The following is a 21,235-nucleotide window of genomic DNA, read 5'->3' as shown; positions in this document are numbered from 1 at the left end:
CAATGAAACAAAAAAATAAGGTTATTTTTAGGGACATCCAAACGCACGAGCAAAACCATATCGGTCAGCGAGCACTTCAAAAAGTGGGAAGACATGGACAAGATGTATGAAGCTTCACTTACTATAGAGGGATACCAAAGCAGTCGGAGTGCCAATGTAACTAGTAATACAATTACGATTGGCGGCAATAATGGCACCAGAAACCAAGAGATCGAGCTCGTTGTAACAGCCGATGACGGGACATGGGATGCTTATATTGACTATTTGGAGATCGACTAAAATTTCAAATCTAGTAAAGAGTTGAATCGGTTCGGAGTATCGGAACATCCATACTATATTAAAATAGCTAGGAGGTAGACCCATGTTTATAGCTAAAGCAGGAAAATGGACGGCGATTATGGCAATCACCTTGTCTTTATTCACAGGCTCGCTGGTGATCTCAAGCAACCAGGCGCTTGCGGCTGATTGCTCGAGCGGTTATGTAGCGTTAACCTTCGACGATGGTCCCAATCCCTCTAACACCAAAGCGCTGCTTAGTGCTCTGAAGCAAAACGGTTTACGCGCGACGCTCTTTAATCTTGGACAAAACGCGCAGAATAATCCTTCGCTTGTACGTGACCAGCAAGCAGCAGGCATGTGGATCGGTAATCATTCATGGTCACATCCGCATATGACACAACTGAGCACATCGCAGATGTCATCGGAAATTACACGCACGCAGCAAACGATACAGTCCATTACTGGCACGGCACCAAAGTTGTTCCGTCCTCCGTATGGCGAGACCAACGCAACCCTCAAATCCATTGAGACCCAAAACGGTCTTACCGAAGTATTGTGGAACGTTGACTCCCAAGACTGGAACGGCGCCTCCACCGCACAGATCGTAGCTGCTGCGGGCAAACTTAAAAACGGCGATGTGATCCTGATGCATGATCAGTACCAGACTACACTCCAAGCTATTCCACAAATTGCACAGAACCTCAAAAACCGTAACCTCTGCTCTGGTATGATCTCACCAAGCAATGGCCGGGCGGTAGCGCCTGATGGCGGAAACGGCGAAACGCCGCCAAACAAAGGCACAAAAGTGGAAGCAGAGAATATGACCAAAGGCGGTCAGTATACTTCAAATATCAGCTCGCCGTTCAACGGAGTGGCTTTATACTCCAACAATGATTCAGTGAAATTCACACAGAATTTTACCAGCGGCACCCATAGTTTTTCACTCCGTGGTGCTTCAAATAATTCCAACATGGCCAAAGTTGACTTGAAAATTGGTGGACAAACGAAGGGTACCTTCTACTTCGGCGGGAGCAGTCCTGCGGTCTATACTTTAAACAATGTCAGCCATGGAACCGGAAATCAAGAGATTGAGCTTGTTGTAACAGCCGATGATGGGACATGGGATGCTTATATTGACTATTTAGAGATCATCTAATTTAAAAAAACAAAATCCCGGCGGGATCTTCCCAGCCGGGATTTTTGTCGATATCCTTTTTACAACATTCTCAATGTAAAAATAACAAAATCTTGAAAATTGCAATCTGTTGTATAATGGCTGGTAACAACTAGAAATCGCTATAAAAATATTCATAAGAGATGCAGGTGATGGCGATGGAATGGTATTTTGCATACAAAGACGAATTGGAAAAAGTATTTCGTCAAGCAGAGGAACGGACGTCCACGTTTCCAGCTCCCTTTCAGCAAGAGGGTTTGGACTTTCTGGCGCGTTTTAATCCGTTGCGGGAAGACAGCACGCGTAATTACATATGCTATTTGCTTCCATTTTGGCTGCAAGAACTCACCGGACTCCCCCCCGAAACATGCCACAAGCTGTCACTTGGCAACGTGTTTATCATGGCTCACTATTTAATTCAAGATGATGTGATGGACACAGCAGCAGACAACCGTAAAATGCAACTCGCCTTAAGCCAGCTCTTCTATACCGAGTGTATAAGCGTATATCGGGACCTTTTTCCGGCAACCTCTCCTTTTTGGTCATATGCCCGAACGTATGTTGATGAATGGGCCGTTAGTGTGATATCCGAAGGAACAGAGGACTATTTTCAAGGAGAAAGAAATAAGGTCGCGCTGAAAGCAAGTCCATTAAAAATGGCCGGAACGGGTGCTTTACTGCTCGCAGGCCGTGCCGATCTGGTCCAGACTATTACAAATATGACGGACTTGGCGCTACTCGTGCTTCAAATGTCGGATGATTGGGCGGATTGGGCAGAAGATTTGGTCGAACATAGCTATAACTGTCTTTTGTCCCATATCAGTGCCGAGCAAAAGACAGCTTACTGTGAAGGATTGGGACCCCAACAGATTCAGGAAGCAATTTATGTACGCGGTGCGCTCGCCAGCTATGTGAACATTGCCGATCAAGCAGTCCAACAGTTAGAGACCCTGGAGCCTTCTATCCACGGCCTACGTAGCTTTGCACATTCTATTGCAGCAGAACTGGGCGAAGTGGCGGCGGAAATTGAAGGCGGACGCGCGCATTTGAGAAGAGGCGGACTTGACTACTGGCTCTCCAAAAATATGAAATAATGCTAGATTTTTCTGAGCCTTTCGTGGTATACTGACTAGGTAAATATAACCAATTGAATGAGAGGGTGATTTTTGATGGCTACTGAAGTTCTTCAAACACAAGTCATTCAAAAAGCTTGGGAGGATGCCAGTTTCAGAGAGAAACTGATGTCAGATCCCAAATCTGCAATTCGTGATGTGTTAGGAGTCGTAATCCCCGATCATATCCAAATCAAAACGTTAGAGGAAACGCCTGATCAGTTTTTTCTGGTAATTCCTCCAGACCCCTCCGGCGTGCTCGCTGCATCCCAGAAACCTCGCTCGATGTGGTAAATTGGTTGTTAATGCTTATTTAATCTATATTCCTTAATCTCATGTGGGTGGGCTCAGCAAGCTTCCCTCCGTTTTCTCCGAATGCAAAAAAGCCGGATATTATCCGGCTACGGGGAAGCGGATGGTCGCTTCTGTTCCCACCCCTTTTGCACTTGTAAAAGTTATTTTGCCATTCATCGTTTCAATAATCCGAAAAGTCACCATCATCCCCAAACCCGTGCCCTTTGTCTTATTCGAAAAATAAGGCTCACCTAGTCTGGATAAAGTCTGAGCATCCATCCCTTCACCATTATCCCGAATATGAATGACCGCTTCTCCGTTGTCCACATAAGCCCATATATGAATATGACCCTGATCTCGCAGCGCTTCTATGCTGTTTTTGATGATATTGATGAACGCCTGCTTGAACTTGGAGGAATTCCCGCGCACTTTGATTTCCTGGGGAATATCCAGTGAAATTTTTCCACCTTGCAAATTAGCCATTGGACTGATGATTCCTTCAATATGTTTGAATTCGTCTAATATGGTCAACGTTTTGGTTTGGTCAAATTCTGGCTTGGCAAAAGTCAGAAAATCAGTAATAATCGCGGAAGCTCGATCCAGCTCCTCCAGAGCGATATGTAGATAGTCTTTATTTTTACCATCCTCCTGCTTGCTCATCAACTGAAGAAATCCACGTGTAACCTGAAGGGGATTACGTACCTCATGAGCTACAGATGCAGCCAGATCGCTAATAATCTCCATTTTCTCCGAACGTTGAAGCTCATTATTGAACATTTCCAGTTCTCTGGAGTACCGAACCACCTGCTTGTGCTTTTCTGCCAGCCTTCTGCCCAATATCGCGATCAACGCCAGTACAAAACCGAACACGCCCCATTTCCACAAAAACATATTGTAGTGTCCGTCCAGAATGAAGAACCAGCTCAGTTCCCCGATAGAGATGACTGCAAAAAATGCAAAGCCTGTCGATAAAATGATCGCTTCGTGATCACCCTTAAGTGCCATGCGAACCGAAGCAAATACCAGCAGTATCATTAAGGCGACGAGTAATATACCCAAGATGACTACACTAAAAAAATAATATATATCGTTCAACCGCTCCTGTGCTCCTAAATTCACAATCATCATGGTAAAGCAGAACAAAGAGTATGCGGTTAACAACTTTCTGAATTTGCGAATCAGTATAATCGAATTGATATTTTGTTCAAAAAAGAAGGCTAATGAAGGCAGCAGAATAAATAGTGCCACATCAAAAAGTTGTAAGTACAGCTTGCCATAGCCGCGATAGAATGTATACAAGAATGGTGAATACGTTACGATCATCAGACCAATAGACAATACTATTGCACTTAGGGACAGCCACATAGCCATACTCGGACGGAACATGAAAAATGAGCAGATCAGTAGTACTAGTGCCATAAAGATAAACGTACTGCCCAGTACAATATCTAAAACATCCATTCTGACCAAGGTCCCCAACAAATCACGATAATCACCGGTCATCACATTGCCGATAATGCCCAGTCTATTCTTACTGCTTTCCGTCCATATGTATAATGTTTTACCGCTGTCTTCCGGCTTCAGCGGAATCAGAATACGATTATTCTCATAATTGTACCCACGGTAGGATTCGTAAAAATTGGTCCCATCTTTATACAGCGTAATATGCCTGCCATAAATATTTTCAAAAAGTACCGCTGGCGTTTCATCATTTAGCGAAGGTAACTTCATACGAATCCAGGCAGAGCCTATATTACCGGGCTGCCTAAGCAGTTGTGTATCATTTTCAATATGCATCCAGGCCTTGCTGGAATCCTTTACCTCATCTAAAGAGCCATCCTCGTTTACCGCTCCCCATCTCATATCCCAGGAGGGTATTTTATAATCCCTTTCCGGGGTCATTTTGGCCGCATAGGCGGAGTAGCCCAGCGACAACAACAACACAATGACCGCTAGCAGGGCGGCGACAGCTTTGGGCACATGCCTCATGTTAAGCACCTCAAAGTTACATAGTAGGATTTACAAGTTTGTATACGTTTTAACATTTTTTACGTCCTGAAATTATATTATTCTATACGATGATGTGCATACCTTCTTCATAAGAAGGGTATCATGTTCTTTTTACTCATTTTTTGTAAAATCTTCATATTGATTAATGATCATTTCCTGTTCAAGCCGCTCCTTCTGCTCTCTAAGCCCCAACCAGGGTTCACAATCTTCATCCTCATAGATCGTCCAAATATCGGAAAATAAATAATCGCGTATTTCTACTATTTTTCCGGCCTGTCCGCCATCTGTCCAGTATAAGCCTTCCGGGCGCCGAATGAGGGTACGGGAAAATCCCGGGGTAGATGCCTTTTGACCTACTCGGATACGACTAATCATCGGACCAAACATGTACCATTCCAATTCATATCCCTCCCTATCCTCTTTATCATATCACAGCAGTTACCAAAAAAACGCTAATTGAGAATGGGCATATTCCTATTCGCATGATTTTAACTTCCTACAGACACACTAACTCAAGGTTTAGCCGTTCTACTGTTTGGGTAAGGTCGGAATAAGCAACAAAAAGCAAAGGAGCTGAGCAACATGGCCAATCGTGATGATCGAGTTAATGAGCTACATGACAATGATTTTGAGCCTTCTCTACAGAATGCAGAAACCAACTGGGAGAATCTAACCGAGGGCCCAGATACTCCTCTCGAAGACGTCCCAGATGCCGATGAACTGACACCGAACAGTCCTGTTGACCCTTCTGCTCCTGCCGAATTCCTGCATGGTACCGATTTGCTGAATGGTACCGATGGAGACGAAGAAGAGCAACTGGACAGCGACGATATGCTGGATTAAGCACTTCATTTTATCGGGTGAAAGAAAACGGTTACCTATTCTGCTATGCGGGTAATGAAGTGTATAACCGAAAGGAGTTGACTGATCTCCTATGTATAAAGATCCGATGTCTCAAGCCGATATGGAGTATAAGCGCTACAAAGCCTTGAATCCCGTGGAAGAGGATGACCGCAGGTCTGCGGACAAGACAACTACAGATGATATCTCGGCCGAAGATAACCCACGAGGAGTCGCATCTGCGAAGCCCGAACCCAGGGATCAAGGAATATGAAAGGACAGATAGAGAATGCAAAAAGGGTGCTACCCAAGCCACACAGATGATACACATGGCTTGAATGCACCCTTTTGAACTTCACATGTTGTAAGGCAGCAATGCTACTGTCGATTTGGCTTCCAATCCATCTATCATTTCGTTCCAGACAGCAGGCTTGTTCGGCAATACTGTATAGTAACGACGTAGGAAAGCTGCCACCAATTTGGCGTTCACTTCTTCCACTATCATCCTCAGGCATAAAGCCTAAATTCAGCCCTTCTACTGCTACACCATCGTTATTCCAGGACGGATGTACGTAGTACAGATCCAAACGCTTATAGCCCAGATGAGATAGCACCTCACGTCGCACGTACGGGTCCATTGGCTTGACACCACCAAAGGGATGCTCGTTGCCACGGTAAGGGTCATAGATTTCAGCAAACATCCCCTGCAACTGCTGTCCGCTGGCCTGAGCAAGCGCGTGCAAGTCATTCTGGCGTCGTGTCCAAAGAAAACGGCCAATGCCCAGTCCCGATTGTCCGATGATCGTAAAATCTGTCATAGCTACATTAAAGTCCTCATAATAACGATACTCTGTTGCACCAACTACCTTATCATCCTGTACCGCAACAAAGACACGAATACCCGGGTCTTCCAGCGGTTCCTTCCACAGACTGTACTCTAGCACTTCCTCTGGTGGAAATACTTTCTGCATTAGCTGATGCATGCTCGCAAACAAGGGGTCTTCAATATGAGTAATGCGATGATATTCCATAGGATAGGACACGCTCCTCTACAATTAGTGATGGGTATGAAACGGATTTCGCCATTCCATGAGGACAGCATAATTACGCGATTGTTCATCATCCAAATAATTCGGCAGGATACAAACGGGCACCCGTCCGCAACGAAGCAGAAAAGTTAATACCGGGTCCTTCAGCTCACCAGACACTACGGCATCCACATACGCTTCTGCGCTCAATTGGTCGGCATGATGCTGATAACCAGGCATACGCCCCGCGCCCAGCAAACGATCCAGTCTCCGTTCAATCACAAGATGATATAAGGAAAAAATCAGCCATTTGCCCAGACCCAATCTGCGGTAAGCAGGACGTACCGCCAAATCAATCACATACAGCGCCTTGCCGTCCTCACAGTGCGTACGAATATAACCGTCATCCGCTACTTCATCCCATGTATGCTGGGGATGTTCGGGGTTATAATGCATCAGTAGGCTGGTTACCGAACCCGCCAGTTCCCCCTCAATTTCCACACACAGCGCTCCATCTGCAAAATGCTCTGTCTGGCTGGCAATCTGCTCCCGGCTCCATAACAGCTCCTGCGGATAAGGTGGGGGGAAGCTCTCCTGCTGAATACGCAGCAACCCCTCATAATCGGCTGTAGAATAATTACGAATCACCGCCCGTAGCGGTCGATCGCCGTCAAAGATGAACCATTCTTTGCGATACATGGCTTATTTCCTTTCATTAGCTCCAGTCTGTGTATAAATCTGTTCTACGGTCACGCCAGGTTGTAACCGAGCCCCGCTCGCGCACATCGTACAACAGCTGCAAATCGAGATCTGCTGTCACAATCATATCGTTGTTCAGTTCACCCTCCACCATAATGCCGCGTGGCGGAAAAGGAATGTCATTGGGTGTAATGACTGCGGCTTGTCCATAATTGGCACGCATAAAATCAACCGTAGACAAAGCGCCGACAGTCCCCGTTAAAACGACATACACCTGATTTTCAACCGCTCTGGCGTGGCTTGTATACCGTACCCGGTAAAATCCGTGACGATCGTCCGTACAGGAAGGACAGAAAATAATATCTGCTCCCTTGGTCTTCGCCATGCGAACGATTTCGGGAAATTCAATATCATAGCAGGTCAGCATCGCTATGGTGCCCTTGGACGTCTCAAACACATTCAGCCCCTCACCGGGAGCCATATTCCATTCATGCACCTCTGTCGGTGTAATGTGAATTTTGTCCTGAGTGGCCACACGCCCGTCCGGGTAAAACAAATGTGCCGTATTATATAAACGTTCGTTTCTCCTAACTACATGAGTGCCACCGATAATATGCATCCCGGTTCGACGTGCGAACGAAGTGAATAATTCAAGGTACCGGTCCGTAAAATCCGGCAGGTCGTTGATCGTCAAAGCTTTGCCTTCACTGTCACCAATCGACATAAGCTGGGTCGTAAAAAACTCGGGAAACAGAACAAATTCCGCGCCAAATTCCTCCGCTGTTTTGATATAATGCTCCGATTGCAGGGCAAATTGCTCGAATGAGTCAATCGTATGCAGGTGATATTGAACCGCCGATACTCTGATTTTGCTCATAATTCCTCCTCGGACATCACGTCTTTTAGATTGCAAGGGGGTCCCGTTGCTGTTCACATTATAACCGATTCAAAACGGTGCGAAAACTGAACCTGATAATCAGGGCTTGCCTTCTGCACCTACTTTGTTTAAAATAAGGTCAAATCTTTTGAATACCATGAACAAAGACATCGACGGAGACAAGTAGACGTTTAACGGATTCCCACAGAAAGGTACGAATTGCTGAGAGCGTACCGCAATCCCGCGTTGAAATTCACTCCCGAGTCGAGCCTTGAACCGACAGAAGGATTCATTCCTTTGTCCGCAGTAGAGGTTTCCGGAAGCCCCCGTTACGGGCATCAAGATCAGAAGTTACTGCCGTCGACTGAACGACGTTGACGATTCGTATGTATACTTCTGTAATTAGGGTGGTACCACGGCATTCGTCCCTTGCGGCGAATGCCTTTTTGTGTTATTTTCTGCAAAAAAAAGTCCATGGGCTAACAGAAAAAACAAATTTAAATTCGGGAAGGGTGTACTGTATGTCTACAAATGAAAATTCTTTGGAGCTGTTGCGGGAACAGCTCGATGCTACAAATTTGCAATTGCTGGAGTTGCTGTCCCAACGCGCTGAACTGGCGGGACAACTTGGAAAATTGAAGGAAGCTCAAGGGGTACCTGACTTTGATCCGGTACGCGAGCAACAAATGCTGGACAAGCTGATCGCGGCTAACCGTGGACCATTTGACGATGCTACGATTCGCCAGCTGTTCAAAAATATTTTCAAGGCTTCTTTGAACTATCAAAAAGAAGAACACAAAAAACATCTGATCGTCAGCCGCAAAAATCAACCGGATAGCACAGTTATCAAGGTTAAAGATACGCTGGTGGGCGGCAAAGCCTCCATTATGGTCGCAGGTCCCTGCTCGGTGGAAAGCTACCAGCAAACTCGCGAAGTAGGTGCGGCTCTCAAGGAAGCCGGTGTGCCGATTCTACGTGGTGGTGCGTTCAAACCACGTACGTCCCCGTATGATTTCCAAGGACTGGGCGTAGAAGGATTGCAAATTCTTAAACGTGTAGGCGACGAGTTCGGGCTGGCTACAATCAGTGAAATCGTCGATCCAAGACATTTGGAGGAAGCGATCCAATACATCGATATTATCCAAATTGGTGCGCGCAACATGCACAACTTTGAATTGCTCAAAGCTGCGGGTGAAACCAGAACCCCGGTTCTGCTCAAGCGCGGACTGGCTGCCACAATGGAAGAGTTCCTTCATGCTGCTGAATACATCGTTTCCCGTGGTAACACGCAAGTCATGCTGATTGAACGCGGTATTCGTACGTACGAAAAATGGACGCGTAACACGCTGGATATTTCCGCTGTTCCGATTTTGAAAAAGGAAAGCCATCTGCCTGTATTGGTAGACGTGACTCACTCTACAGGACGTAAGGACATCCTGGCCCCTTGCGCCAAAGCTGCCCTAGCTGCTGGAGCTGACGGTATCATGGTGGAAGTTCACCCGAACCCGGCAGTCGCTTTGTCCGATGCTCAGCAACAGCTGAACATTCCTGAGTTCCACAACTTCCTGTCTGAAGTCAAAGAATCCGGTTTATTCAAAGCGTAAAACTAATTTTATGCCGGCATTCATAAACCGCTTTCATTTTCTCAGATAATGATGTAGAATTGGATCAGGATTGTGACTGATCATGCAGGCAAAACCTAAATGTATATATGCTCGACTTTTGTTGAGACATATATATGTTTAGGTTTTTTTTATGCCTAATTCTTGAATAAAAAGAATACCTACATGGTTATAATCCACAAAAAACATCATAGGAACGTTCAGAGAGGGGAACAGAAATGAGAGAAAGAAAAGGGTTAAGCATTTTTCTATTAGCCATGATATGTATTCTGATCATCAGTGGTTGCAGTGGTAAGGCGCCCGCCGTTGTGAAAGATGAAAGCGCTGCTCCAACAGAAAAACAAACGGAAAATAAAGTAGAAAATAAAACTACCAAGGCCAGAACGGTGATCACTACCGATGGAGAAGTAGATGATATGAACTCTGTCATTCGCTTCCTTCTTTACTCCAATGAAATGGATTTGTCCGGGATTGTACTGACTAGCTCTGTATATCATTATGCAGGTGATGAAAAAGCTGGTATCAAGCCATTTAGATGGACCGGAACCCAATGGGTAACGGATATGATTGATGCCTACGGAGAGATTTATCCCAACTTAATTAAACATGCCGAGGGATATCCAAAGCCTGAATATATCAAGAGCGTTACCAAAATAGGTAACATTTCAAATAAAGGTGAAATGGACAAAGAAACGGAAGGCTCCAATTTCCTTAAAACGCTTTTCCTGGACGATGACAAAAGAGATTTATACGTACAAACTTGGGGTGGAACCAATACCACGGCCAGAGCTTTAAAGTCCATTGAAGACGAATATAAAAATACAGATCAATGGGAAACGATTCGAAAAAAAGCAAGTGATAAACTCGTACTGTACATCATTCTGGACCAGGACGATAGCTACAATAATTACATCGCTAAAAATTGGCCTGACATCAGAATTATTAATGATCAATCTAACTTCTGGCATTTCGCTTATGCTTGGAAAATGCACACAGAAGAAGTAAACAGCAAGTTGCACGGGGAATGGAATTTCAAAAATATTAAAGAGGGTCATGGCAAGTTGCTCAATATGTATGCCTTGATGGGCGATGGCAATATCATCAAAGGCGAGTTGGATGAAGAACAAAGAGGCAGTGAAGCCTACTTAAAGAAAAATCCACAATACGACAAGTATGACTTTATTTCTGAAGGTGATTCTCCATCCTTCTTCTATTTAATTGATAACGGATTGCGGAGTATGGAAAATCCAACCTATGGTGGCTGGGGAGGTCGTTTCGGTGTCGTTAACGATAAATTGTTTAGAAATACCGTGTTAGATTATGATGTGCATACGAAAAAATTCGAAGCAGAATATTCTTTGATGCGTTGGTTTGATGATATTCAAAATGACTTTGCTGCTCGTGCAGATTGGGCTATTGCATCCGACTACAAAGATGCCAACCATAATCCAACATTGACCATTAAAGAAGGATTAGACCTAACGGCTAGCCCAGGGGAGAAAATAACCCTGCATGCAGAAGGTGCAGATCCCGACGGTGATCAATTGTCTTACAAATGGTGGAGATATTTTGAAGCCGACACGTATGAAGATTCCAAAGTCCAACCCGCACAAGTTAAACCTGAATTGCTGGGGGAAATGCAGCTTGGGCTTCACCGAGAAGTAGCTAAAGGCGAGAAAGTAAACACAATTGACTTGCAAGGAAGTGACACAAATACAGCAAGTTTCACAGTTCCTGCAGATGCTAAGTCTGGAAATACGATTCATATCATCGCAGAGGTACAGGACAATGGTAAACATCCTTTAAAGCATTATCAACGTGTGATTGTAACCGTAAAATAATAGAACACAACATCAATAAAATTAGGCTCATGGAATAACACTCCATGGGCCTGTTTATTTTTGCACATCGAACCTCGGACAATCTCTATACACGTTTAATGCTTTTTTCAGTCAAAGGAACATAATATCCTTTGCCATTCGGGCCCATAGCAAATTTATTGCGAAGATGAATTAGATTAGGGCCGAATTTCTCCTCTAATTGTTCACGGAACTCATATAGGATCTCCATGATATAAATATCATGAATAATCACTTCAGTAATCGGCATCACCAGCCCCGGATGCAACGTCCATGCAGCGCGGCTGTCATCACCAAGTGAAAGTATGCCAGCTACGACCTCCCGGTCGTCTATGCTAAGTACAATCCACCGACCACCAATTTCAGACGTAATCTCCTCACTCATATCATGGCGGTAAACAGTAGCGAAATCAAAGTTAAGCTCCCCATACGCTACAATGATCACTTCAATTCCTTGTTGAGCGACTTGCTCTAAGGCATCTCGGAACACCTCGGCATCCTCTTTCCAAATTTCTAATAAAATTCGGTGTTTTGCTCCCTTTACCCCTTCATTTATGCGATTGATAATGGCTTCATACCCCGAAATATTCCAAATATTCTCTCTATTTTGAAATGATGCTGTGTACTGCTCCAAACTCTCTTGCGCCACATTGAAAATCTGCTCTGCTTTGCGTTTTCTCTGGGCAATCAATTCATGTGGCGGAAGCGGCACATATAGAGGGGTATTTTCTTGACTGACCATGATATCCCCACGGTTAACCATTCCAGACAAAACCTCGTAAATTTTGGATCTCGGTACCCCGGAATTCAATGAAACGGCGTATCCCGAAAGTGGAGAGCTTTCCAATAAGGTCACATAAGCCTTGGCTTCATATTCACTAAAATTCAAATCTCTTAGAATTTCTAATATATTTGGTTTTGGTTTCATGACGTCTTCTCCTCAATTCGTGTTCATCCTTACTATATCACTTCCCCTTGACAAAAACTGATATACACACTATCTTTTTAGTAACGTTTTTATAGTAGTCACTATAGTAGCAACTATTATATTTCACAGGGAATTACTTCAGGGAGGATTTAACTTGAACAAAGTCATAGCTCATCACAGCGAAAGCAACCGGATTTACTACGGTTCTACGATTCTGGCCCTATTGATCTGGAGTACATCGTTTATTGCCACCAAAGCAGCCTACACGACGTTCCCCCCTCTTACCTTGGGTCTTTCCAGATTTATTATAGCTTCCGTTGTGCTAGGTATCGTTTTGCTGATTAAAAAAGAACATGTCAAAGTAAAGCCAAAAGATTTGGCTACGATTTCGTTTAGTGGTGTTTTGGGGATCACTCTCTACTTTTCAATGGAGAATATAGGGGTTAGCCTGACTACCGCTTCCAACGCAGCATTAATTGTTGCATCATATCCCGCAATTACGTCGCTGCTTGAACTTATTTTGTATAAAGTGAAAATATCCAAATATAAAATTTGCGGCATAGCACTGGCCATGATCGGGGTATATTTCTTGACTTCAGTTGGCGAAAGTTCGGATAGTAAGAATCAACTAATCGGAAATTTAATATTAATCGGGACGGGTTTTGCGTGGGCGTTTTACACTTTCATGACGCGCAAGGTTGTGGACAAATATCCGCCTGTGACGTTATCTTTTTATCAAACCGTTGCAGGGAGTATCTTTTTCATACCGTTGGCTCTATTAGAAAAGGATCGTTGGCAGGTTCCGACAACCGGATCGTTTATGTTATTAGTATATCTGGGTGTATTCTGCTCCGTTATCGCATTTTTGCTCTACAATTACGGATTAATCAAGCTGTCACCGAGTAGTTCCGTTTCTCTGATGAATTTGGTTCCGATATTTGGAGTCTTATTTTCTGTGTTGCTTTTGCAAGAAACAATTACATGGCGCCAAATCATTGGCGGTTTGGTCGTTATTATCGGTGTTTTACTGAGTGCACATCAAACAAACCGTACCTAAAATGAAAGATTGCACACTAGTTATAAAAGTTAAGACAAGCATCGTTGTGATAAGTATCAGCGCTACAATATAAGGGCGAGTGACCTCACCAAAAGTTTCTCGCCCATCGCTTCCATTTATGCAGTTGGCTTTTTTTCTTTTATATAAAAAAGGTGGTTATATTGATTGATGAGGTTATCCATAATTACAGACTGTCTGAGCACACTGGCATGATTAAAACCATATTTTGCTTGCAAAATATACAGCTTTTGACGAGCTTTCTCAAGCTGTTGACACAAAATGTCGTCTCTTATCATAATATATCCCTCCTTGTCATATTATCAGTGTAGAGGGTTATGAATAAGTATACTAAAAGTAAAGGTTTGGGATAATTATCTAATAACACAAAAAAAGACCTGCTCTATGAACTCTAAGGTTGTCCTCTTCGACAATCCTGTGTGATTCGCTTATCCGGCAGAATGAATATCCTGATCCGTGACGTTCTTCTTGGCTGAAACCGGGAACACGTTTTTCCCCTTCACCCCTAGCAGCAACGCTGCAAGCAGCAGTATGCCACCGTTTAACACAAAGATCCAGCGGATCGGCATCCAGCTGCCAAGCATACCGCCAATCAACGGCCCTGCCATTGTCGCGAGTTGAGTGGCTGATTGGCTCAAGCTAAAGGCTCGTCCGCGAAACTCCGGCTTGGTGACCTCCACAGTCATCGCGTTGATAGCAGGCATGACGGACGCATAAAACAATCCATATCCAAACCGAAGCGCACCAAAACCAACAAAGTTGGTTATAAAAAATTGTAAGATATTCCCGATTCCCGAACCGATCAGCCCAATCAGCAGCACGTGTGCAAATCCGGTCCGTCCTCCAATCCGTCCCCATCGGGGAGCCATCAGCACCGCCGCGATGCCTACGGCTGAGAATACAATCCCGGAACTTAAAGACGCCTGGCTACGGTCAACTCCCATTTCAAGCACATACACCGTAATTAACGGTTCCAAGATCATGACGGAAAAAGTACTTAATCCCGCCAGAATAAGCAAAAAGCACAAAGGCCGATTAGCAATAGCCTCCTTGATATCATCACGAACATGCGAGCGGGTACTGGTTCCCTTGAAGCTGTCCTCTCTAGCGCCAAAGGTCGCGATTAACGCAGATACCAGTACAAGAGCTGCTGAGAAAAAAAAGGCATTCCGATTGCCATAATAATGGCTCACCACACCGCCAATTAACGGACCTATAATGCTGCCTGTTGCCCCAGCGGTCGCCATAATACCGAGTGCATAGCCGGTTTTCTCCTCAGGCGAACCTGTTCCGACCAGCGCAATCGCAGCAGGAATAAACCCGGATAGTAGGCCTTGAAACAACCGTACTCCTACGAACACATATGGATCTGTCACCAAAGCACATATCAGGTACAACACCGCCAGGCTAAAGCCTGAACGAATCAGCATCGGCTTACGTCCATACTTATCCGCAAGCGAACCCCAAAATGGGGCAATCAGCGCGCTGGCTAAAAAAGTGACTCCAAAGGCAATCCCCGACCACAGTTCCAGATGATCATTTACACCCATTTCCGTATTCAGAAATATAGGTAAAAACGGAATAGACACGGAATAGGCCATGCTGCAAAACAATACTCCAATCCACAAAATGACCAGATTTCGCTTCCAATATAGATGCATGATGCCACACGTCCCTTCTGCTCATTCCATTATTACCCTCTAAATTAGAAAAGTCTACCGCCCCCTCATCCTTCAATCGTGGAACAACCGTGAAGAAGCTGATATAATCGAATGGAATGGAGTTGATGACATGGCTAAGAAGAGAAATTCGTCTTCCCCTGCTCCTGCGGCTCAGGACAAACCTGCTACGTTAAAGGATCTGTTGAGTCAGGATGTGCTGAATAAACTTAAGGCTCAAGCCAATGAAGCCCAAGCAGAACAGGACAAGCGTAAAGAAGACGAACGGCAGCGTGCCGTCGAAGCAAAAAAAGCTGAACAGAAGAAGCTAGATAACAACTTTGAGCATCTGCTGAATAACAGCAATTTGGACTGGCACAAATACAAATAAGCCAAAACCATAACGGTTTTGGCCTATCTTTACGCTTTATGTTATAGCCAGTCACGAATATGTTGTACTGAGTACAGCACCCCTACCCAAACCGGCAGACTGAACGCCATACCCCATATGAGACCTTTTGCCAGCTTTTTGTCTACCTCCATCATGATCCTGCCCCTTTCCTTGGGAATAGCAGCAGTATGGGTCAAGAATACGGCTTTCAAACCCGTATTTCCTTATGCCCAGCAAAAAAGGTATGATAGAAAATGGAAAAGTGTTCTGCGCTGCCCCCAAACTTTAAAATTAGGATGTTACATCATCCAACCTTTCAGGAGGAATATCAATGAACCGAAAAACGATACGCCCATGGTACACGCTGTGCCTACTGGCCATCATGCTCGTGCTGGTTGCTGGATGCGGTACAAAAGCGGCCGATGTGGAAGCTGCCAGCCGAACAAGCACTACAACTCCTGCTGCGACTAAAGACAAGAACAAGGCTGTTTCCCATCCGATTGTCACGATTGTCATGAATGATGGCAAGAAAATTAAGCTTGAGCTGTATCCGGAAGTAGCACCGAACACGGTTAACAATTTCATTTCTTTGGTGCAAAAGGGAGCCTATAACGGTACCATTTTCCACCGTGTTATCCCAGGCTTTATGATTCAGGGTGGTGATCCGCAAGGTAACGGTACAGGTGGCCCCGGCTACAGTATCAAAGGCGAATTCAAGAGCAATGGTGTTAACAATACACTCAAACATACACGTGGCGTATTATCCATGGCCCGCTCAGCGGATCTGGATTCGGCCGGATCGCAATTTTTCATCATGGTTGCCGATGCGGACTACCTCGACGGTCAATATGCCGCTTTCGGTAAAGTAACGTCCGGGTTGGATGTGGTCGATGCTATCGTCAATTCCAAGCGGGATAGCAATGACAAACCGATCCAACCGGCTACGATGAAAAAAGTCACTGTGGATACGCTGGGTAAAAAATATCCAGCTCCAGTCAAAGTAAAGTAATATCTGGATGATAACAACGGCCCTGTGCATATGCATGGGGTCTTTGTTTGGCTGCTGCCTCTGTGATGTAGTAAGAGTATATACACAAAAGGAAGCGTTTTCAATCATTATTTCTAAAGTTTTTTTTCGTTATAAAAGCCGCCAGCGTTCGACAAAAAAGCTACTGTATGAGCAGTAAATTCGTCTAATTGGACTTGGTCTCGACTGAACGAATACCTTCCATCTCTTGAAGCAGTGACAGCAGTTCCTCCACTCCCTCTGACCGGGACAGCTTTAAGAGCATATGAATAACCAACTGCTCGCCGTTATTGATGCGCTCGACGTGAAAGCTGTGAATCGTCAGCTTCTTGTGCTTCAGCAGTTCTTTGATCCGATTCAGTACGCCCGGCTCATTGTCGACCTGAACAACCACTTGTTGCGTGGACGGGGTGGCCATCTGATAAAAACGACTATGGAGCAAGGACTGAGCCGCTAAAATAAACAACGTTACACCTGCACCAAGCCCATACATCCCTGCACCTACGGCAATACCGATTCCGGCGGTAGTCCAGATGCCTGCGGCAGTGGTCAGTCCTTTAATTCTATTTTTTTGTGTAAAAATCATCCCTGCGCCGATAAAGCCCACTCCACTTATAACCTGTGCTGCTATTCTGGAAGGGTCCAGCGACAGGTTAGACCAGACGGCTTGATCCTGGAAACCATATTTGGATACCACCATCATGAGCGCTGCGCCAATACCGACAATGAAATGCGTGCGAATGCCCGCCTCCTTCATCCGACTTTTGCGCTCATAACCGATTAACGCGCCGCATAATCCTGCAAACATGACCCGAATCAGGTAATCCCAATCCCACATACTTTTTTCACTCCACTATAGTTTATGTTTTGAAAGATGTTGCCTCAAAGTATACAATTCAAAAATGCTACGGCAAATGAGCCATTTATACAGCTGTTATTTTGTTATTACCCAAATTTTAAGGAACCCTCACTTCATCCTCTGGCAGATTGCGATGTGCCTTCCTTCCCTTGAGCAGCCATAGCTGCGGTGTATCCTGCACACCATCAAGGCGCAAGCTGAACGCCCCCGCTGGTAAATTGCGTACACGCAGCAATAGACGGTTTCCGTCTGCTACGGCGTCCACAAGCTCCAGCAACGTTAATGAATCGTTCCTTAGGTGGCGGCTCAGGTCGCATGTTGTACCTGCTCTGTCCTCCCGGCTCCAAATACGCAGCTCATCTACAGACGGCGTGACAATTCGCTTGCTGAAAGAAATAACCACCTCATCTTCGGCTGAACGTTCCGCCCTAAGCGGTTTGGGCGGCTCATCGTACATGTAACCACCCACATGGTATTCATAGGCGGTCCAGGCGTCGTAGTCGCCCTCCAGGGCGGTAGCCCCGAACCGCCGCGTCCACTCGCGGTCTCGAACCATCCGCGCGAGCGAACCGATATCCGCCTGCACCCCGAGGGGCAGGCCCGGATAAGCGGCGCGAATCGACTGCGCGATGCGGGCATAGCCGCGAATATACTGTGGCGGCAGACGGCGGCGCATCCAGTCCGGCCAATGGGTCTGGAGTACGTGCATATCCGGGGCGACGCACCCGATCATGGCTACCGCGTCCAGACCCTGCCATTCCCGCAGCTGGCCGGGAACATCGCCGCGCCCGCTCACAGCAAGCGACCATGTCGCCACGCAGATGTCCGGCCGGACATCGCGCACACCGCCTGCGCCGTTCACCAGCTCGCTGATCAGGCCGTTCACGGCGTCCACGCGCAGGTCGACCCACTGCGCGTACAGGTTCGGAACCTTCCGGTAGTAATTCCGCGCATGCTTGTCGCGGAAATCCGGAATGTTCTCACCGCTGCGCTCGCGAAAGGTACGCTGTGCATGCGGCCCAATATCCCCGTACACTCCACTGCGCAGCCCGTTCCATTCGGGGAAATAAGGCTCCGCCACCTCGAACCCGTCGAACGGAATGTCGGTGACGAGCCGGGCAGCGGCGTTCTTTTTCCATTCCACATACTCCTGGGCAAAATGCGAAAGCCGCTGAAATCCGTCGTTCGGTTCGCGCAGCAGCTTCATGCGCCATTCTTTCCACTCCGGCGGCAGCTGGGACACGCCAAAAGAACCGTTGCCTAGCACCATTGCCCACACCGCTATGCCTCTGCGTTGAAAAGCAGCAACAAGCGCTCCATCCACTTCATTTTCACGTACGACAAAATAATGAACGGTCTGGTAGCCCGCAAGGGCGATCTCATCTGCTATACTGTCCCGCGAACGGTTGGCGTAATAGGGAAACAACGGATCGATTTGAATACTGGGGCCGCTTAGTGCCCACGGTTTCATTTTTCCGGTCAGTGCTATAGCGTCTGTCGATTCGGGTCGGTCATTTGCGTTATAGCTCAATTCGATCCACCTCCGTCACTCGGTCTTCTCCATACTTGTTCCTGCTATATATTTTTGCTACAAGTTCCTGCTGGTTCGCCTATGTTACCATATTTCGCAAATGGGGTGAAATCCAGCTGTGACTGTTTCACCCTCAACGTCCAGAGGTATGGAATAACGAGTCAGGTTTAGTTTATGAACGGAATGGGAGGAATAGTCAATGGCAGAGCAGAGATTGCAAGGAAAGATAGCAGTGGTCAGTGGTGGAGGTTCAGGAATTGGCAAGGCGACCGCGATCCGTTTTGCAGAACAAGGCGCCAAGGTGGTCATGCTGGATCGGACACCCAAGCATGCAGAGGAGACCAAAGCAATCATCGAGCAGGCTGGCGGCGAGGCGCTTGTACTGGAATGTGATATATCCAAGCCGGATATGATTCAGCAGGGGTTCGCTAAAGTCGTGGAAACGTACGGAAAGCTGGACATCGTCTTCGCCAACGCAGGCATTAACGGAACCATGGCCCCCATTGAAACGCTGGAGCTGGAGGAATGGGACCGCACGATGAACATTAATCTTCGTGGCACCTTTGCTACCGTTAAATATGCCGTCCCTTACCTGAAAGAACGCGGTGGCAGCATTATCATTACCAGCTCCATCAACGGTAATCGAACCTTTTCGGGTATTGGATTCTCAGCCTACGCCTCCACCAAGGCAGCTCAGGTTGCTTTTATGAAAATGGCAGCGCTGGAGCTGGCACGTTACAAAATTCGGGTCAACGCGATATGCCCGGGAGCTATCGACACGCAAATTGACGATAACACGTACCCTTCGGAAGACTTGAAGAAGGTACAAATTCCAGTCGAATTTCCGAAGGGCGGAGAGCATCCGCTAGAGGATGCCCCTGGTGAGCCAGAGCAGGTTGCCAATCTGGTCCTGTTTCTCGCCTCAGACGAGTCATCTCATGTATCGGGTACGGAAATTTATGTAGACGGAGCAGAATCACTACTGCGTTAAGTATTAGAATGGGGAACGTTATACCCATTCGTACAACTGTTTAGGCTTCTTAGCAGCCTTATCCCTAGTCATATACTTGTGGAAAAGGCTGCTTTTATATGGCTTTACAACGCCTCTACAACCTCTCTATGTCGTCTCTATGACGACCTGTCAGCACTATGCACAGCTCCTTTACGTGAGCGGACATACAGCCTGCCTCCCGGAAGCACCTCGAACAACAGCATCAGAAGAGAAAAGAACAGGAGCGCAATGGCCTCTTCTGCCACAATATACAGAGGATATGGCCCTAAAAAATCTAATATCGACGGTGTTGACGGCTTTCCGGCCAGAAACATGTAGTTAGCTCCGAGAGCATCGTTCACGATCCACACCTTCAGCGCCAGGCCATTCAGAAAAAGCATCACTCCTCCCACACTCTTCCACGTCGGTCGGAGTCCTTCTATCCAGGTCATATACAAGGCTGCCAGAATAATAGCACTATGAGCTATGAAAAAATGGATAAAACGATAATGCGGAAATGCGTATGCCAAATTAGGCGTGAGTACGGCTTGAAGCGCCCCTCCAATTCCGGCAAAAAGGATAATCGGATATAACCAGCGGCTTCGAAAAATGAGCATCAGGATTGACAGCAGCAGTGTCACACTGCACAGTTCTAATGGCAATGAGGTCTGGATATCCCAAATATGCTGCATCACATACCAAATATTCAGAGTCACCTCTGACAGAATGAGGACTGTAATTAACAACCAGCGAATTCCCTCGCTTATAGGCTTGTTCGACCGAATCCATCCCCGAGTCAGCCACAGCATCAAAGCGCATACAATGAGTCCCAATATAGCCAACCCATGTGACGGAGTAAAAGCCTCGAACCCTTCTGGCGCGTTGGCATCGAACCAAGGCCCTGACCACGACCTATCCATAGCTAGCCCCCTTTGATCTCTTTCTCTGCATTCTATTTTATACCCAATAGCCGATTATGTT

Annotated in this window: 21 protein-coding genes, 2 pseudogenes and 1 other annotated feature; of the genes and pseudogenes, 12 read left to right on the top strand and 11 right to left on the bottom strand. The window is 46.1% G+C overall.

Annotation, left to right across the window (positions count from 1 at the left end; all coding sequences use genetic code 11):
* Positions 1–36 precede the first annotated feature (36 nt).
* The 4 genes and pseudogenes from AOU00_RS25915 to AOU00_RS18235 form a co-directional block, all read left to right on the top strand.
* Positions 37–279 (top strand): annotated as a pseudogene (locus AOU00_RS25915) (hypothetical protein); the annotation flags it as partial.
* 82 nt (positions 280–361) lie between these two features.
* Positions 362–1,435 carry a polysaccharide deacetylase family protein gene (locus AOU00_RS18245; protein ID WP_069291273.1) on the top strand — a complete coding sequence of 358 codons (1,074 nt, stop codon included), beginning with the start codon at positions 362–364 and terminating at the stop codon, positions 1,433–1,435.
* Between the two features lie 176 nt (positions 1,436–1,611).
* Positions 1,612–2,547 (top strand): hypothetical protein, encoded by a 936-nt coding sequence (locus AOU00_RS18240; RefSeq protein ID WP_069292083.1) that lies wholly within the window; start codon positions 1,612–1,614, stop codon positions 2,545–2,547.
* A 75-nt stretch (positions 2,548–2,622) separates the two neighbouring features.
* Positions 2,623–2,859 (top strand): NHLP leader peptide family RiPP precursor, encoded by a 237-nt coding sequence (locus AOU00_RS18235; protein WP_061831210.1) that lies wholly within the window; start codon positions 2,623–2,625, stop codon positions 2,857–2,859.
* 99 nt (positions 2,860–2,958) lie between these two features.
* On the opposite strand, the gene AOU00_RS18230 is transcribed toward AOU00_RS18235, so the two are convergent.
* Complete coding sequence (locus AOU00_RS18230) at positions 2,959–4,848, bottom strand: ATP-binding protein (RefSeq protein ID WP_069291272.1); 1,890 nt, start codon at positions 4,846–4,848, stop codon at positions 2,959–2,961.
* 132 nt (positions 4,849–4,980) lie between these two features.
* The gene (locus tag AOU00_RS18225; RefSeq protein WP_069291271.1) at positions 4,981–5,268 is read right to left on the bottom strand and encodes a hypothetical protein; all 288 of its coding nucleotides are present in this window, start codon (positions 5,266–5,268) and stop codon (positions 4,981–4,983) included.
* Between the two features lie 183 nt (positions 5,269–5,451).
* Between AOU00_RS18225 and AOU00_RS18220 the strand changes: the two genes are divergently transcribed.
* Both AOU00_RS18220 and AOU00_RS18215 read left to right on the top strand, forming a co-directional pair.
* Positions 5,452–5,712 carry a hypothetical protein gene (locus tag AOU00_RS18220; RefSeq protein WP_061831212.1) on the top strand — a complete coding sequence of 87 codons (261 nt, stop codon included), beginning with the start codon at positions 5,452–5,454 and terminating at the stop codon, positions 5,710–5,712.
* A 91-nt stretch (positions 5,713–5,803) separates the two neighbouring features.
* The gene (locus AOU00_RS18215; protein WP_069291270.1) at positions 5,804–5,983 is read left to right on the top strand and encodes a hypothetical protein; all 180 of its coding nucleotides are present in this window, start codon (positions 5,804–5,806) and stop codon (positions 5,981–5,983) included.
* Positions 5,984–6,064: 81 nt separating this feature from the next.
* Here the strand turns inward: AOU00_RS18215 and AOU00_RS18210 are convergent.
* The 3 genes and pseudogenes from AOU00_RS18210 to AOU00_RS18200 all read right to left on the bottom strand — a co-directional run bounded on the left by AOU00_RS18210 (position 6,065) and on the right by AOU00_RS18200 (position 8,313).
* Positions 6,065–6,740 (bottom strand): annotated as a pseudogene (locus tag AOU00_RS18210) (GNAT family N-acetyltransferase).
* 24 nt (positions 6,741–6,764) lie between these two features.
* Positions 6,765–7,436 (bottom strand): GNAT family N-acetyltransferase, encoded by a 672-nt coding sequence (locus AOU00_RS18205; protein ID WP_069291269.1) that lies wholly within the window; start codon positions 7,434–7,436, stop codon positions 6,765–6,767.
* Positions 7,437–7,452: 16 nt separating this feature from the next.
* Positions 7,453–8,313 carry a carbon-nitrogen hydrolase family protein gene (locus AOU00_RS18200; RefSeq protein ID WP_061831216.1) on the bottom strand — a complete coding sequence of 287 codons (861 nt, stop codon included), beginning with the start codon at positions 8,311–8,313 and terminating at the stop codon, positions 7,453–7,455.
* A gap of 161 nt (positions 8,314–8,474) precedes the next feature.
* Positions 8,475–8,746, top strand: a binding site (T-box leader).
* A gap of 88 nt (positions 8,747–8,834) precedes the next feature.
* Here AOU00_RS18200 and AOU00_RS18195 point away from each other — a divergent pair.
* Together AOU00_RS18195 and AOU00_RS18190 are read left to right on the top strand one after the other, a co-directional pair.
* Positions 8,835–9,917, top strand: a complete 1,083-nt coding sequence (locus tag AOU00_RS18195) for a bifunctional 3-deoxy-7-phosphoheptulonate synthase/chorismate mutase (protein ID WP_013309063.1) — start codon at positions 8,835–8,837, stop codon at positions 9,915–9,917.
* 236 nt (positions 9,918–10,153) lie between these two features.
* Positions 10,154–11,776 carry a DUF1593 domain-containing protein gene (locus AOU00_RS18190; protein WP_069291268.1) on the top strand — a complete coding sequence of 541 codons (1,623 nt, stop codon included), beginning with the start codon at positions 10,154–10,156 and terminating at the stop codon, positions 11,774–11,776.
* 85 nt (positions 11,777–11,861) lie between these two features.
* On the opposite strand, the gene AOU00_RS18185 is transcribed toward AOU00_RS18190, so the two are convergent.
* Entirely contained in the window at positions 11,862–12,722 is an 861-nt protein-coding gene (locus tag AOU00_RS18185; RefSeq protein ID WP_069291267.1) for a TrmB family transcriptional regulator, read from the bottom strand.
* A 154-nt stretch (positions 12,723–12,876) separates the two neighbouring features.
* Between AOU00_RS18185 and AOU00_RS18180 the strand changes: the two genes are divergently transcribed.
* A complete protein-coding gene (locus AOU00_RS18180) occupies positions 12,877–13,779 on the top strand; it encodes a DMT family transporter (protein ID WP_029516111.1) in 903 nt (300 codons plus the stop codon).
* Between the two features lie 116 nt (positions 13,780–13,895).
* On the opposite strand, the gene AOU00_RS18175 is transcribed toward AOU00_RS18180, so the two are convergent.
* Complete coding sequence (locus AOU00_RS18175; RefSeq protein WP_069291266.1) at positions 13,896–14,075, bottom strand: aspartyl-phosphate phosphatase Spo0E family protein; 180 nt, start codon at positions 14,073–14,075, stop codon at positions 13,896–13,898.
* A gap of 150 nt (positions 14,076–14,225) precedes the next feature.
* Positions 14,226–15,458 (bottom strand): MFS transporter, encoded by a 1,233-nt coding sequence (locus tag AOU00_RS18170; protein ID WP_061831221.1) that lies wholly within the window; start codon positions 15,456–15,458, stop codon positions 14,226–14,228.
* Between the two features lie 130 nt (positions 15,459–15,588).
* On the opposite strand from AOU00_RS18170, the gene AOU00_RS18165 reads away from it, so the two are divergent.
* Both AOU00_RS18165 and AOU00_RS18160 read left to right on the top strand, forming a co-directional pair.
* The gene (locus tag AOU00_RS18165) at positions 15,589–15,846 is read left to right on the top strand and encodes a YqkE family protein (protein ID WP_023987317.1); all 258 of its coding nucleotides are present in this window, start codon (positions 15,589–15,591) and stop codon (positions 15,844–15,846) included.
* Positions 15,847–16,177: 331 nt separating this feature from the next.
* Complete coding sequence (locus AOU00_RS18160) at positions 16,178–16,855, top strand: peptidylprolyl isomerase (RefSeq protein ID WP_069291265.1); 678 nt, start codon at positions 16,178–16,180, stop codon at positions 16,853–16,855.
* A 184-nt stretch (positions 16,856–17,039) separates the two neighbouring features.
* Here AOU00_RS18160 and AOU00_RS18155 read toward each other — a convergent pair whose 3' ends face one another.
* Together AOU00_RS18155 and AOU00_RS18150 are read right to left on the bottom strand one after the other, a co-directional pair.
* Positions 17,040–17,711, bottom strand: a complete 672-nt coding sequence (locus AOU00_RS18155) for an MgtC/SapB family protein (RefSeq protein WP_061831224.1) — start codon at positions 17,709–17,711, stop codon at positions 17,040–17,042.
* Positions 17,712–17,829: 118 nt separating this feature from the next.
* Complete coding sequence (locus AOU00_RS18150) at positions 17,830–19,203, bottom strand: N-acyl-D-glucosamine 2-epimerase (protein ID WP_069292082.1); 1,374 nt, start codon at positions 19,201–19,203, stop codon at positions 17,830–17,832.
* Between the two features lie 259 nt (positions 19,204–19,462).
* Here AOU00_RS18150 and AOU00_RS18145 point away from each other — a divergent pair, with 259 nt between their 5' ends.
* Positions 19,463–20,254, top strand: a complete 792-nt coding sequence (locus AOU00_RS18145; protein WP_061831073.1) for an SDR family oxidoreductase — start codon at positions 19,463–19,465, stop codon at positions 20,252–20,254.
* Positions 20,255–20,391: 137 nt separating this feature from the next.
* On the opposite strand, the gene AOU00_RS18140 is transcribed toward AOU00_RS18145, so the two are convergent.
* Positions 20,392–21,174, bottom strand: a complete 783-nt coding sequence (locus AOU00_RS18140) for a YwaF family protein (RefSeq protein ID WP_069291264.1) — start codon at positions 21,172–21,174, stop codon at positions 20,392–20,394.
* Positions 21,175–21,235: the final 61 nt, after the last annotated feature.

It is taken from the genome of Paenibacillus polymyxa (genome assembly GCF_001719045.1).
GTDB lineage: Bacteria > Bacillota > Bacilli > Paenibacillales > Paenibacillaceae > Paenibacillus > Paenibacillus polymyxa_B.
The sequence above is the reverse complement of the archived record's forward strand: the minus strand, read 5'-3'. Positions and strand labels throughout refer to the sequence as shown.